Raw genomic sequence first — 12,984 nt, forward strand, 5'->3', positions numbered from 1 at the left:
TTAGCTCGGCTGCCGAGACGAACCCCGGCCCTACAGCATTTCCGGAACTTTTATAGGGCACCTCTAAAAACCCTTGGTTTTGTCCGAGTTCCTTCCTTTCGCTTGGAGCGACGGTTTCCGGAAGTTCCTGGAAATGAAGCTGAGGGAGTTTCAGCGGGTTACTGAGGTATTCCCCCCGGCTCCTTTCCCTTGCTCAAGCCACCTGGGCCTTCTGCGGAATGGAGAGGATCAGATACCGATGAAAATTATAGGTGAGATTCTTCATCCCAATCTTGAGCCGAGCCCGAACGAGTCCAACTGTTCGAATCAACTTACCGCCCATCGCGGTGACCTGATGGCCGAAGACATGTTCGACGCGTGCTCGAATGCGCGAGCGGCACCGGTTGTGTGCCTGCTGTTGTGCCGTGAGCGGTGTCTGGCGATACCCTTTCCAGTGAATCTTCGATTGCAGGCGCCGGGCCTTCAGCTGGGCTTCGATTTCCGCAGAGCGATAGGCGGAATCCGCCCACACATTCCGTCCGGCCGTGACGGGTAGCAGGACTTTCTCCAGCACCTGACTATCATGGACCGCCGCGTCGGTGACCGTATATTGCCGAATCAGCTTGTGCTGCTTATCCACGTTCACATGGTTTTTGTACCCATAATGATTCGCGCCATGCTTCACCGTCCAGCGCGCCTCGGTGTCTTTCTGACGTTGTTTGGCGGGTTGCCCCTTCCACTCAGTCGGACAATCTCCCGCTTTGAGGGTCGCGTTTTCATTGCGCGAGTTCCGTTGCTTGGGCACCGGGACCAGCGACGCATCAATCAGTTGTCCGCCACGAGGTTGTAAACCATGGTCGGCTAAATAGGTTTCAAAGTGCGCAAAGAGTGTCTCCACGACCTGGGCCTGGGCAAGGGTTTCGCGAAACAGCCAGATGGTCTTGGCAGCGGGGATGCGTTGCTCCAAGTCAAGCCCCAAAAACCGCATGAAGGACAACCGGTCGCGAATCTGATATTCGGTTTGATCATCAGACAGATTATAGAGAGCTTGCAAGACGAGGATTTTGAACATCCGTACGGCATCAAAGGGAGGCCGCCCGCCTTTCGTCCGCTTGGAGCGGCGAAGGGCTTTTGCTAAGGTCGGCCGGAAGGCCTCCCAAGGAATCACATGCGCCAGCTGTTCGAGGGGATCGCCTTGTTGACTGAGAGCCTCATAGCGCGTGCTGAGATCAAAGAATCCAAGTTGGTGCGGTATCGACATGGTGTTTCCTCCTTGAAAGTGCAAGATCGCATACTTGGAGCCGTTTGTCAGGAGTTTTTAGAGATGCCCTTATGTATTTTTTCAGTCGTTGTAACCTTTCCTGACTTTGGTTCCGTGCAATTGGTTGGGTACAGTGCTCTTACCGTGTGAGCCTGTGCGGTGTTTTTTTGAACCATATACCAGCTTGAAAAAAACTATTTACTGGGTGACTCGATTTTCCCTTCTTGCAGCAGGATGCATAGGCAAGACTGGCTTCAGTCTTCCATGGACACACTCCTCTTCAGCATCCTGGGGATTTTCTTCATCGTCCCCCTCTGTTTATTTAAGTTTCTCCTGCCACAATCCGACAACAGTTCAATAAGATCATAGGTAGCGGCATCGGTGCATTCAAAGCACGGTGAGTGGTTGCCCCCTAGCAGGCTGTTGTGAGGGGATTGTACATCGCTCCATAACCTGATCCACGGAGTACACCTTGAGTCGACGATCTATCGGAATTCCTTGTACGACTGTTCCCAAGTCCTCCAATGGAGGTGGTTTGTCCCGGCTCCAAGAAATTGCCGACCGACGATCAATTCCCGGGGTGTTGCTCTTCTCCGGATCCGGGGACGTGTTGTTTATGAACGCCGAAGCAGAGGCATTAAGCCGCCAGATCATGGGAGACGCATATGATGCCGAGGCGCGAGGTGTGTGGCCCCCAGAGGTCCTGGAGTTATGTGGGTCACTTCGGACACTATTAGACAATCCCGAGAACCAGATGGCCGAAGGCCAGCACGAGTTACGACGAGTGACGGGTGATGGGAAGTCGCCGGTATTATTGCGTGGTTTTCCATTAGCGGCCCATACAGAAAAAGATGAAGCCTGTATGCTTATCATCATGGAGAAAATCGGACGTGAACGGCGGGTGGTGCCTAATCAGGCCAAGGAGCAGTATCGTTTGACGAGTCGGGAAGTAGAAATTGTGAAATATATCAGTGAGGGCTGGACCAATAAAGAGATTGCTCGACATCTCGAGATTAGCGAACATACGGTGAAAGAACACGTTCGCCATCTTCTGAAGAAAACGAAAACAACCACTCGAACCGGCATTCTTGCCCAAATCTTTCAAGATACGTAACGCAACCGGGCGTGTACCGGTTGTCCCTTCTTTCTTGTTCCCTTCGATCCTACAATCTTACAATGATCCGTTTGACTGCCTTTTTGCAGTGCCTGCCTATTTTTTCCTGCTGGCTCCCCATGGCTGTTTAGAGAGACCGGCTCTGCTATTCGAGGTTTCTTTTCAGGAAACCCTTGATTGTCAATGTCATGCTGAGGATAATCTCATGGTTCATGTTTGATGTCTCTTTATCTTCTCAGAGGTTGCCCATTTCTCCCTCTCCCCATACTGTGCACGATACACTTAAGCTTGATGAGCCAGGGCTCGTTCGGGCACTTCAAGCTGGTGATGAACAGGTGTTCGCAGCCGTTATGGACTGGTATTCCGGTTCGTTGTTGCGGTTAGCCATGTCCTTTGTGCCGAGTCGGGCCGTGGCGGAAGAAGTCGTTCAGGAAACCTGGATGGGGGTGTTTGAAGGCATTCATCGGTTTGAAAGTCGATCGTCTTTTAAGACCTGGCTCTTCCGGATTTTGACGAACCGGGCGAAAACTCGAGGGATGCGGGAAAGTCGCTATGAGCCGTTTGGATTGAGTGCGCCTTCGGGGGAGACAGATGAAGGCCCTTCCTTAGAGGATTCCTTGTTTGTCACGGAGGGTTCCCGGATGGGTCACTGGAAAGCTCCCCCTGACGCGTGGGAACCGGATACGCCGGAACGGGCGTTGCTCTCGAAGGAATGTCGAGTGGCGATTGAACAGGCTATTGCACGGTTGCCCCCTACTCAGCGGCAGGTCATGACCTTGCGCGATATTGAAGGTGTTGGCTCAGAAGAAATCTGTAACATCCTTGAGATTACCGAGACCAATCAGCGGGTGCTTTTACACCGGGCGCGTACCAGTGTGCGCCGAGAGCTTAATCCCTATATTCAGGGGGATAACACATAAGGCCAATGGATACGGATTTGAAGCAGAAACTTATGAGATATATGGCAGGAAACTTTTCCTGCCAAGAAATCGCCCAACTCATCACGGATTACCTGGATGGGGCGCTGAATCTTGTCGAGCGAGTGCGATTTCAAATACATTTGGGCTTGTGCTTTGCCTGCCGTAATTATTTACGTCAGATGAAATACACCATTGCGACCCTCCGTCAATTGCCTACTGAGCCGGTCCCCCAACATGTGAAGGAGGAGCTTCTTGAACGGTTTCGGGCCTGGAAACAACGCCATCCTCAATCTCCGGTAAAATCCGAAATCGAGTAATCGACGAGTAGGACGGTTGGTGCGGGTCCTCTTCTCACTGTTCACCCAATACGGTGGACAGGGCCTATGGAGTGTCACAACCCATCTTGTTTTAATTGTCCTGTTTTAAATAAAGGAGTTAATCATGGCTTTGAAAGATTCGACGATGCTTCCGCTCGGAACGTCATTGCCTCATTTTGAACTGCCGGATGTTGGGACAGGGCATGTGATTTCCCCAGAAAGCTTTGCCGGAAAACCAGCCATTCTGGTGATGTGTATTTGTCGACATTGTCCTTATGTCGTCCATGTGCAGGAGGAATTGGCCAAGCTCGGTCGGGATTATCAAAAGAAAAATGTTGGCATTGTTGCGATCAGTAGTAATGACGTGAAAAATTACCCTCAGGATTCCCCCGCAAGACTGAAGGAGATGGCGGAGAAATTAGATTTTCGGTTTCCCTATTGTTATGACGAATCTCAGGAAGTGGCGAAGGCTTTAACTGCGGCTTGTACTCCGGATTTCTTTGTGTTTAATGAGGAGCGAAAATTGGTGTATCGGGGGCAATTGGATGATAGTCGACCGGGAAATGGGAAGCCTGTGACCGGGCGGGATTTGCGAACAGCCTTAGAGGCTGTCCTGGACGGGAAACCCGTTTCAGTGGAGCAAAAACCTAGCGCGGGCTGCAACATAAAATGGAAGACCGGGAATGAGCCGGATTATTGATAACCAATGTGTGAGGAGGGCACGTTGATGCGTGGGGAGTACAGTACAAAGACTTCCTAATTTGAGTTGATTCAAGAATTTTTCTCTCCTGACCTATTCCATTTCACATTCCCCCCTTATTCCTTCACGGATTTTTTAAACACAATATCTCCGTAATAGGCGACGGCGGACTCTTTCGTGTTGTCCGTGTCAGTCATGATCGCGACTCCTGAGATGTGTGGGGGATCTTCTCCGAATGCCTTTTTATAATCTTCATAAATATTGCGTTCTTCGGTTACCCATTGATTCAATTTGGCACTTCCGCTTTGCGTGACGAACATGTACACCCGGTCCGTGTATGGGTTGGGGACTATCGTGCCGATGGGGCTTTTGCTTTCCCAAATGTAATTGATGGCTCCAATCGGAGGGTATTGGCCATAAAGCAATTTGATGGTTTCAAATTTCGCCTTTTCAAAAAATCCGACCTGACTGCTGTCATATTGGAAGGTGATATAGAGTCGTGCCGGATAGTCATCTCCTGATTTTTTAGCGACATCTCCTTTCTGAAGAATATTTTCAACCTTCCATCGCCACTTAATCACCGGATATTCCTTTGGGTCGATCGAGATCTCCCGCGTCAGGCCGGAGGAGGATTGGCGACTGATGGCCTTGACCACCACCTCCTGCTCGTCTTTGACGAGATCATATTGAGTATGTTCTGGGATTTTTTCGAAAATCAGCGGTTTCCACCCTTGAGGAAATGGTTCTCCCGGAGTGGCGAGCGAGAAGTTGCCGACGATCAGTTGGTCAGGGCCTTCTGCGATGACCGAGGTCGAATGGGTCAGGCTTATGAGGCCTAAGACCAGTGTGAGAAGGCAGAAGGAGGCGCGTCGGGATCTGGTGGGTGTCATGTCTAGAATCTGAATGAGTTACAGTGTGTTTCAATAATTTGTTGACAGACTCAGTTGGCTTTAAGCCTGTCAAAGGGCCACCATTATCTGGGTGTCGGGGACAAATAGAACACGATCTTATCTGGTCCACCTAAAAAGTTTGTGGAGGAACTGTTTCTTTCCTTCCGTCAGCGTGGTTTTTCGCCAGGCATTCGCGGACTTTTTGACGACTTCTGCTTGGGTCGGGTAGGGGTGAATGGTGCTGGCGATGGTGTTAAGTCCCAGGCCTCCCTTCATAGCCAGGGTAAATTCACTAATCATATCGCCCGCATGGGAGGCGACGATGGTGGCCCCCACTATTTTATCGGTTCCTTTTTTGACGTGAACTCTGGCGAAGCCCTCCTCTTCCCCATCCAGAATAGCCCGATCGACTTCATTGAGAGGATAGGTGAAGGTGTCGATCGGGATGTTTTTGTCCTTCGCATCCTTTTCATATAGGCCGACATGGGCAATTTCCGGTTGGGTGTAGGTCGCCCAGGGAATCACCAGTTGGTCCGTGCTGCCGTAACCAAGGCCGAACGGATGGGGAAAGAGAGCGTTCTGAATGACGATTTGCGCTTGGGCATCGGCCGTATGTGTGAACTTAAAGGGAGAGCAGATATCGCCTGCCGCAAATATTTTGGAGTTGCTGGTTTGAAGCCGGTGGTTGACCTTTACACCGGTTTTGTCGAATTCGACCCCAACGGCTTCTAGCTCCAATCCCTCAATGTTCGGACTGCGGCCGACTCCTACCAGAATTTCATCAACCGGGATATCATATTGTGTGCCATGCGAGTCAACCCTGAGATGCTTGGAGCCGTTCGCTGAGTGAATATTCAAGTCTTTTCCGCAACAAAGCAGTTGCACCCCATCACGCAGAATCGATTGTTCCACGATGTCGGCAGCATCCCGGTCTTCATTGGGAAGAATGCCGTGCATCGCTTCCACCAAAAACACCTGGCTGCCGAATCGGGCAAATGCTTGAGCCAACTCGCAGCCAATGGGACCGGCACCAATCACTCCCAGTCTCGAAGGAAGTTTCGTCAGGGAAAAAATGGTTTCGTTGGTGAGATACGTGGTGTCGGCTAAGCCTGGAATCGGTGGAGCGGTCGCGCGGGCTCCCGTGCAGATGACCGCTTTGGTAAATTGCAGTGTCGTTCCATCCACATCGATCGTGCTTGAGCTGGTGAACCGGCCGTTGCCGATGAACACATCTATTCCAAGCTTGGTATATCGATGAGCTGAGTCGACCTGACTGATCCTGGCCCGCAGTTTTCTCATGCGAGCCATAGCGGCACCGAAATCCCTTTTGATCTCTCCGGAAATATGTACCCCGAATTGTTCGGCCTCTCTGACTGCGGTCCAGGCTTTGGCAGCCCGAATGACCCCTTTGGAGGGCACGCATCCCACATTCAGGCAGTCTCCTCCCATCAGGTGTCGTTCGATCAATGCCACCTTGGCCCCTAAGGCTGACGCAATTGCGGCGGTAACCAATCCGGCAGTGCCGGCTCCGATGATAACGAGGTTATAGCGTCCGGATGGCGTGGGATTGCGCCATTGAGGGGGATGCACATTGTTGACCAATTCCTGATTATATTCGTCCTGGGGAAGGACTAAACCGGTATGGGCTGGTGATGGTGTGGTGTTCATCTGAGGCCTCTAGTTTGATAAAGGTTCACATAATTTACGATTTAGTATTGATGACCCCGCTTTGAGGCTTCTTCCATTTTTGATAGGCCACCGGCATGAGGGCCAACAGGCCTAGGAGCGTAAAGGCGAGTAAGACCGGTGGACTGGCAATTTCGCTCAATGAATTAATGGTGCCCAATTGGCGACCGGCAAAAGCAAAAACAAAGCTGCCGGGAATGATGCCGATGGATGTCGCAAGGACATAGGTGCCGAGGTTGACACGGGTGAGGCCTGAGACCAGATTCACGAGAAAAAATGGAAAAGCCGGAATGAGTCGAAGGGTCATCAGATAACTAAACGCATTATTGGCAAATCCTGCTTGAATGGTCCCGAGTCGGTCGCCAAACTTGCGCTCCACCCAATCGTGGAGCAGATAACGGGCGGCCAAAAAGGCGAGCGTCGCTCCAGCGGTGGCTCCAATGTTGACGAATAGGGTTCCCATCAGACTTCCAAATAGAAATCCCCCCGTCAACGTTAAAATCGCTCCACCGGGAAAGGAGAAGGCGGTCTGGAGGATATAGACAAGAATAAAGACGGCGACGGCTATTTCATAATGGGAGGCCGTATACGCTAATAGAGTGTCTCGATTGGCCTTTAAGGTCTCCAGCGAGAGATATTGGCCTAGATCGAAATAGAAAAATGCACCGATGCCTGCCAGCAGAATGCACCCGATGAGAATCTTTCCCATCAATGAATTGGGTGCGTCGGTTGGCGTGGTAGACGGCTGGGACATGTGAGGCTCCATTATGTGGGTTTTCATGGGAATTCTCCAGTCATGTTTTTAGCAATGAGTTAATTGGCAAACCGTGTATCGCGAATATTCCTATTGGGTGAGGGAAAAAATTGTAGGCTCTATGCCTGATTATCTAGAGGCGTCTTCGGTGATATTGAGCTGTAGTCCTGATTTTGTGCGATTTGTTACGAGGAAAATTTGAGAGAAAGAGTTGCCCGTTCCATGCTGGATTGACGCTTGCACAAGCCATTCCGACAGGTGGGAATCTTGAAAATGCCCGCTAAAATTACGCGGGTGTTAATTTTCCGACAAGTTCCTCAGCAGGATAGGTGAGAATTTCAGCAAGCGTGGGATGGTAGTGAGGTATGCGGAGAAGATCGTGGACTGTGCCACGAAAATACATGATGGCAATCAGTTCATGGATGAGTTCAGAAGCCTCTGGCCCGACGATGTGGCCACCGAGAATCTCACCAGACTGAGGATGACAGAGCACTTTCACATGTCCATACGTTTCGCCAAGACAGAGAGATTTCCCATGATCGTCAAACGGGTAGGATGCGACAAGATAGGGAAGTTGACGCTCCAGGCATTCCCGTTCGGACAACCCCACGCTGGCTAGCTGGGGATCGGTAAAGACCACCTGGGTTTTGAGACGATCGGAAAAATGTTTGGGAGCTAGATTCGAATGAACGGCGTTCCATCCAGCAATTTCGCCTTCTTCGATGGCAATATGAACAATTTCGTAACCGCCATTGACATCTCCAACGGCAAAAATATGCGGCTGGGATGTTCTCATTTCCTTGTTCACTAAAATGGATTTTGTTTGATGGGCAACCTGAGCTGCGTCCAAATTGAGGCCGTCGATATTGGGGCGGCGGCCTAGCGCCTGGAGGATTGATGTGGCGGTGACTCGGCGGGGTTGGCCTTGATGCAGAAAATGAACTGTCTTCTTTCCGCCGGACGTCTCGACATGCTGGAGGTGTGTGTGGGTATAGACGATCATTCCTTCAGCCCGGAGGTGAGCTTCAACTGGTTGAACGAGATCTTCGTCTGTGTCAGAGAGAATATGGTTGCTTCGTTGAATCAGGGTTACCTCGACTCCGATGCGGGAAAAAAACTGGGCGAGTTCCAGTGCAACAGGACCACCTCCCAGGACGATCATGGATTCAGGCGGTGAATGGAGCTCGAGTGCCTCATCACTCGTGAGATAGCCGGCTTCTTCTAATCCTGGAATGTCGGGGCGCGATACCACAGATCCAGTGGCGATGATATACGCTTTTGCAGATAGCTGATGTTGACCGGCTTGGATAATCGTTGGCGAAACAAAATGGGCATGCTCCTGATAGAGGGTAAATCGCGGATGGTGGAGTGCTTGGATGCGATCATCAGCAAATTCCTTGATTAACCGATTTTTTCGTTCAATAATGGTTGCCAGGCTCACTTGGAGGTTTGATGAGTCAAGACCGAATTCCGGCGCTCGACGGATGAGTGCCGCGAGATCGGATGAGCGGAGGATGGCTTTGGTCGGCATGCACCCTCGTAAAATACAGAGGCCACCCAACGGACCCTGATCGATGATGCCGACGTCCGCCCCTTCCGCCTGGGCTGTGCGAGCGGCTGCATAGCCCGCCGATCCCCCTCCAATTATGATGATGTCATGGGAATGGGTCATGTGGAAGCCCTATTATTATGGATGAATAGAGAAAATATATGGTCGAATTACGAGTGCAAGTATGTAGCATGAACACATCTCACGAAGAAAGACAGTTGTGCTGGCGGCCAGTGCTCTTTGTCCTTCTGGGTTGGTTGACCCAAATGGATCGGCATGAGGAGGCGACTCGGCCCTTGCGAGAGGCAGGGGAGTTGGATCCTCGAAGTGCGGCGGTTGTTCCCTCTACGTTGTACCGGAATCATCTGGGACTGTCTTCGATTCTCGATCGCCATCTGAGCGGAGGTTATTGGTATTAGCCTTGATATCAGAGAGAAGGTGGGGTTTTTGTGATGTTTCCTACAGGCCAGGGTTGTTGGAAGATGTGGTCTGCTTTTGCCTGATTTCTTCGACTTTCGCGATGAGTGTTTCCACTTGATAGGGTTTTTGAATAAACGCCGCCATGTCCGGGTTGTGAAATCTTTTCATCGCTTCTTCCTCGGAATATCCACTTGACAATATCACCGGAATCGCTGCGTTAAGCTCTTGAATGTGTTCGAGGAATTGTTGACCGTCCATATTAGGCATGGTGAGATCTAAGAGCACGACCATAATTTCGTGCTGATGTTGTTGGAAGACCTGAATGCCAATTTGTCCATCCGAGGCGACTAAGGTTTGCAATCCCATTTCTTCAAAGATCATAGAACAGGCCACCCGAACGTCCTCTTCGTCATCAACCACCAACACCATGGGTTTTTTTGTCAGTGAGGCATGTTGAGTTGGAATTGAGAAGACCGGCCCCTTCTTTGTTGAAGGACTGGGCTTAGTGGCGGGAAACAGTAACGTAAATTCTGTCCCGGCGTCTGGTTGACTTCGGACGGCAATGGAGGCGGCATGGGCCTGAGCGAGTCCAAGAAGCGCTGCGAGTCCAAGTCCTCGTCCAGGGAGTTTGGTCGAAAAAAATGGGTCAAAAATTTTTGGAATCATCTCGGACGTCATTCCGCATCCGGTGTCCTGAATGGTCAGGGCGACACCTCGGGTACCAGGGAGTTCTCCAACCACATACCAACTTTTAAAATTCTCTATTGTCGGCTCCCATTCGAATGTACGGATGGTGATGACCCCATCCCCTTCTCCAAAGGACTCTGATGCGTTGACCACGATATTCATGATGATTTGCCGCAATTGAGCCTGGTCGGCTCGAATCGGTGGAAGGGAGGGGGCGAGATCGTATTCGAAAGTTAGTCGCTTTGAAAGGGTGGCCCGGAGGAAAGGGGCCATGTCCTCGAGAAGCTTTGGAAGATTGATGACTTGAAAATCCAAACGGGTCTGTCCGGCAAATGCCAACATTTGATTGGCTAATTCTCCACCGCGAAGACCGGCTTTTTCAATGAAGTCCAAGTGCTCTCGAGCCGGAGCGTCAGGGGGAAGAGCTCGAAGTGCGAGGCCGGAGCGGGCCACTATAGTCATCAGGAGATTGTTGAAATCATGAGCGATTCCTCCGGCGAGGACTCCCAGACTTTCCAGTTTTTGTGAATATTGCCGCTCGATTTCATGACGGCGTCGTTCGTCTTCGGCCCTTCGTTGTTCTGTCACATCCCTGAGAGAGGCCAAGAAAGCGGGTTCTTCATCCCACTCAATAGAGACCACCCGCATTTCTACAGGAGTCGGTCGTCCGGGTTCGCTCATGATTTCTATTTCCGTCGTCTGGTTTGCGGAGACCGGGAAACCAAATGGGGATCCGGTGAGTTGTTCGGATGTCCGGAGAAAGAGCTGCTCTGCTGCAGGATTGGAAAAACGGATCAGGCCGTCCTGTCCGACGACAAGAATTCCATCGCTGGAGGATTGCAGGATGATGCTGGACTGACGTTCAAGAGAGCGCATGCGAGGTATGGTGGTAAACTGCTCAATCGCCTGCTCCATATGATGCCAGAGGAATTTTTCCGATAGAGTATTTTTGTTGAAATACTCTTGTGCCCCAAGTTTGATTGCGTGAGCCGCAATTTCATCGTTACCGTACCCGGTGAGGAATATGATGGGAGTCTTTGCTTGTGAGTGTGGCCCCCGTACTTTCGCCAGGAATTCTAATCCGGTCATATCCCTCAATTGGTCATCCAAAAGCAGACAGTGAGGAGGGGAGATCCTGCAGGCTTCCCAGGCTTGGGCTCCTGTTTCCATTTCTTGAATGTCGAGGCGAAAGGAGGCCGTGCGCCGGATCCACCGAGTATAGGTGGATCGGTCACTTGGGCTATCATCGACGATAAAAATTCGGAGAGTGGTGAGTTGAGGTTTTTCAATACGGGGTGGCATGGTTGACGGAGATCCCATGAATGGAAATGGAAAGACTGAGAATAAGCAGGAATGACAAAATGTATTTGTCAATCATTAGGAAGGCCCTGCATCACCTCGGGATTTTCCAGTTTGTGTCTTTTCCCAGTTTCCGGTGGACAACTAATGTTAACCGGTATTGTTTTAGTTTTATCGCGGCTTTTATAGACAATCGGGTTCAACAGATTTCACAATATAACTGTTGACCTCTTCCTGATGCCAGGCTTTTAAATCGCATTCGTCTGGTGAGGTGGCTGCACGGTGACCGAAATTATTTTGAGTTTCAGGTCGGGCTGTACTTTTTGAACCACTTCCCGTTCGTTGGTACCTGGGCATATTCAGATTGAGAAGAATCATGTCTGATGGAGGATCTGCGGGTTCATTCTGGCCTGAATTTGAACAACTATGGCAAGGACTGATCCCCATTTTTGCCAGGTATGATGGGGTTCCAGAGGCCTGAATTTTGAAAGCCGGGATAGGTGGCTTCGGTATTTTTCAGGTTGTCTTTTACCGAAAGATATGGATGGCCTCTGAGCAACAGTGGGGGGCATTCGTGGTCCTTTTTTTTTAACGGTCTAGCTTAGGCTTGTTTTTTGTTGATTAGGTTGGGTGTTCGACGATTTCCACTTAGAAATTTCCAAATACTTTCTGTAGGGTTTGACTACACTATTAAAGTTGAATGGTTTTGCCAGGTAGGAATTAGCCGGGTTCCGGTAGCAATGGGGGAGGTCCTCTACGTCCCTTGAAGAGCTGAAGGCCACCTCGGGATCTGTTTTAACTGCGGGTAGTTTTTGATGGATCTCAAAATAGACCTATCGTCCATACCCGGCATGTTCAGTTACAGCAGAATGGACCCGGGTTTGAATTTGGAGGCCAGGTGGGTATTGGGAGGGATGGTCTGGTCCAAAAGGTTCAGGTGCACCTTTTCTTCGGAACAAGGGACAGTGGGATTGTTGAATCTTAGTTGGATAAAGCAAGCGTTGTAACGCTTGATAGTTTTTCGGACTATTGTCGATGACGAATATTGGATTCCGATGGGAATTGAGAGGCATGTCTCCTGTTCTGTTTTTCTAGGGAAAGGAGGAAGGATGATGGAAAATGTCGTGTTTTCTCTACCAACTGTTGATTTCAGTTGAAACGTTTCGCCATGGTGCTTGCCCATTTTTATAATGGTGAATCCGGAACTGTTCTCGCCTCCGAATTAATTGCGGCCGTGGGATCGCCGGAATTGCTGAAATATGTTCTGCTGATGGGCCTGAGGAATACCGATGCCGATATCGCGAACGGCTATTTTTAAATTACCTGAATCGGGCGATATCTTTGCCAATAGCTTAAGGGTACCTCTAAAAACCCTCAGTTTTGTCTGAATACCCGGCGGTCTCGGTTC

12 protein-coding genes are annotated in these 12,984 nt (G+C 50.4%); 6 read left to right on the plus strand and 6 right to left on the minus strand.

All coding sequences use genetic code 11. The annotated features are described in order from the left end of the window. Nucleotides 1–193 precede the first annotated feature (193 nt). The gene (locus tag AAH187_RS16765) at nucleotides 194–1,240 is read right to left on the minus strand and encodes an IS5 family transposase (protein WP_342349627.1); all 1,047 of its coding nucleotides are present in this window, start codon (nucleotides 1,238–1,240) and stop codon (nucleotides 194–196) included. A 472-nt stretch (nucleotides 1,241–1,712) separates the two neighbouring features. Between AAH187_RS16765 and AAH187_RS16770 the strand changes: the two genes are divergently transcribed. The 4 genes from AAH187_RS16770 to AAH187_RS16785 all read left to right on the plus strand — a co-directional run bounded on the left by AAH187_RS16770 (nucleotide 1,713) and on the right by AAH187_RS16785 (nucleotide 4,291). Next, nucleotides 1,713–2,354, plus strand: coding sequence for a LuxR C-terminal-related transcriptional regulator (locus AAH187_RS16770; protein ID WP_342349628.1), 642 nt, complete (start codon nucleotides 1,713–1,715; stop codon nucleotides 2,352–2,354). Between the two features lie 212 nt (nucleotides 2,355–2,566). Then, nucleotides 2,567–3,274 (plus strand): sigma-70 family RNA polymerase sigma factor, encoded by a 708-nt coding sequence (locus AAH187_RS16775; protein ID WP_342349629.1) that lies wholly within the window; start codon nucleotides 2,567–2,569, stop codon nucleotides 3,272–3,274. 32 nt (nucleotides 3,275–3,306) lie between these two features. Beyond that, nucleotides 3,307–3,591, plus strand: coding sequence for a zf-HC2 domain-containing protein (locus AAH187_RS16780; protein ID WP_342349630.1), 285 nt, complete (start codon nucleotides 3,307–3,309; stop codon nucleotides 3,589–3,591). A 124-nt stretch (nucleotides 3,592–3,715) separates the two neighbouring features. Beyond that, nucleotides 3,716–4,291 carry a thioredoxin family protein gene (locus tag AAH187_RS16785; RefSeq protein WP_342349631.1) on the plus strand — a complete coding sequence of 192 codons (576 nt, stop codon included), beginning with the start codon at nucleotides 3,716–3,718 and terminating at the stop codon, nucleotides 4,289–4,291. 116 nt (nucleotides 4,292–4,407) lie between these two features. Here AAH187_RS16785 and AAH187_RS16790 read toward each other — a convergent pair whose 3' ends face one another. The 4 genes from AAH187_RS16790 to AAH187_RS16805 all read right to left on the minus strand — a co-directional run bounded on the left by AAH187_RS16790 (nucleotide 4,408) and on the right by AAH187_RS16805 (nucleotide 9,293). After that, nucleotides 4,408–5,181, minus strand: a complete 774-nt coding sequence (locus AAH187_RS16790) for a DUF3047 domain-containing protein (RefSeq protein ID WP_342349632.1) — start codon at nucleotides 5,179–5,181, stop codon at nucleotides 4,408–4,410. A gap of 117 nt (nucleotides 5,182–5,298) precedes the next feature. Continuing rightward, nucleotides 5,299–6,849, minus strand: coding sequence for a mercuric reductase (locus tag AAH187_RS16795; RefSeq protein ID WP_342349633.1), 1,551 nt, complete (start codon nucleotides 6,847–6,849; stop codon nucleotides 5,299–5,301). Between the two features lie 34 nt (nucleotides 6,850–6,883). After that, entirely contained in the window at nucleotides 6,884–7,648 is a 765-nt protein-coding gene (locus tag AAH187_RS16800; RefSeq protein ID WP_342349634.1) for a TVP38/TMEM64 family protein, read from the minus strand. Between the two features lie 259 nt (nucleotides 7,649–7,907). After that, nucleotides 7,908–9,293: a dihydrolipoyl dehydrogenase gene (locus AAH187_RS16805; RefSeq protein WP_342349635.1), complete on the minus strand. Its 1,386-nt coding sequence runs from the start codon at nucleotides 9,291–9,293 to the stop codon at nucleotides 7,908–7,910. 68 nt (nucleotides 9,294–9,361) lie between these two features. Between AAH187_RS16805 and AAH187_RS16810 the strand changes: the two genes are divergently transcribed. Further along, nucleotides 9,362–9,589: a hypothetical protein gene (locus tag AAH187_RS16810; protein WP_342349636.1), complete on the plus strand. Its 228-nt coding sequence runs from the start codon at nucleotides 9,362–9,364 to the stop codon at nucleotides 9,587–9,589. A 40-nt stretch (nucleotides 9,590–9,629) separates the two neighbouring features. Here AAH187_RS16810 and AAH187_RS16815 read toward each other — a convergent pair whose 3' ends face one another. After that, nucleotides 9,630–11,579 carry a response regulator gene (locus AAH187_RS16815; RefSeq protein WP_342349637.1) on the minus strand — a complete coding sequence of 650 codons (1,950 nt, stop codon included), beginning with the start codon at nucleotides 11,577–11,579 and terminating at the stop codon, nucleotides 9,630–9,632. Nucleotides 11,580–12,744: 1,165 nt separating this feature from the next. Here AAH187_RS16815 and AAH187_RS16820 point away from each other — a divergent pair. Beyond that, nucleotides 12,745–12,894, plus strand: a complete 150-nt coding sequence (locus tag AAH187_RS16820; RefSeq protein WP_342349638.1) for a hypothetical protein — start codon at nucleotides 12,745–12,747, stop codon at nucleotides 12,892–12,894. Nucleotides 12,895–12,984 lie beyond the last annotated feature (90 nt).

The sequence above is a fragment of the uncultured Nitrospira sp. genome, from assembly GCA_902500695.1.
Classification (GTDB): domain Bacteria; phylum Nitrospirota; class Nitrospiria; order Nitrospirales; family UBA8639; genus Nitrospira_E.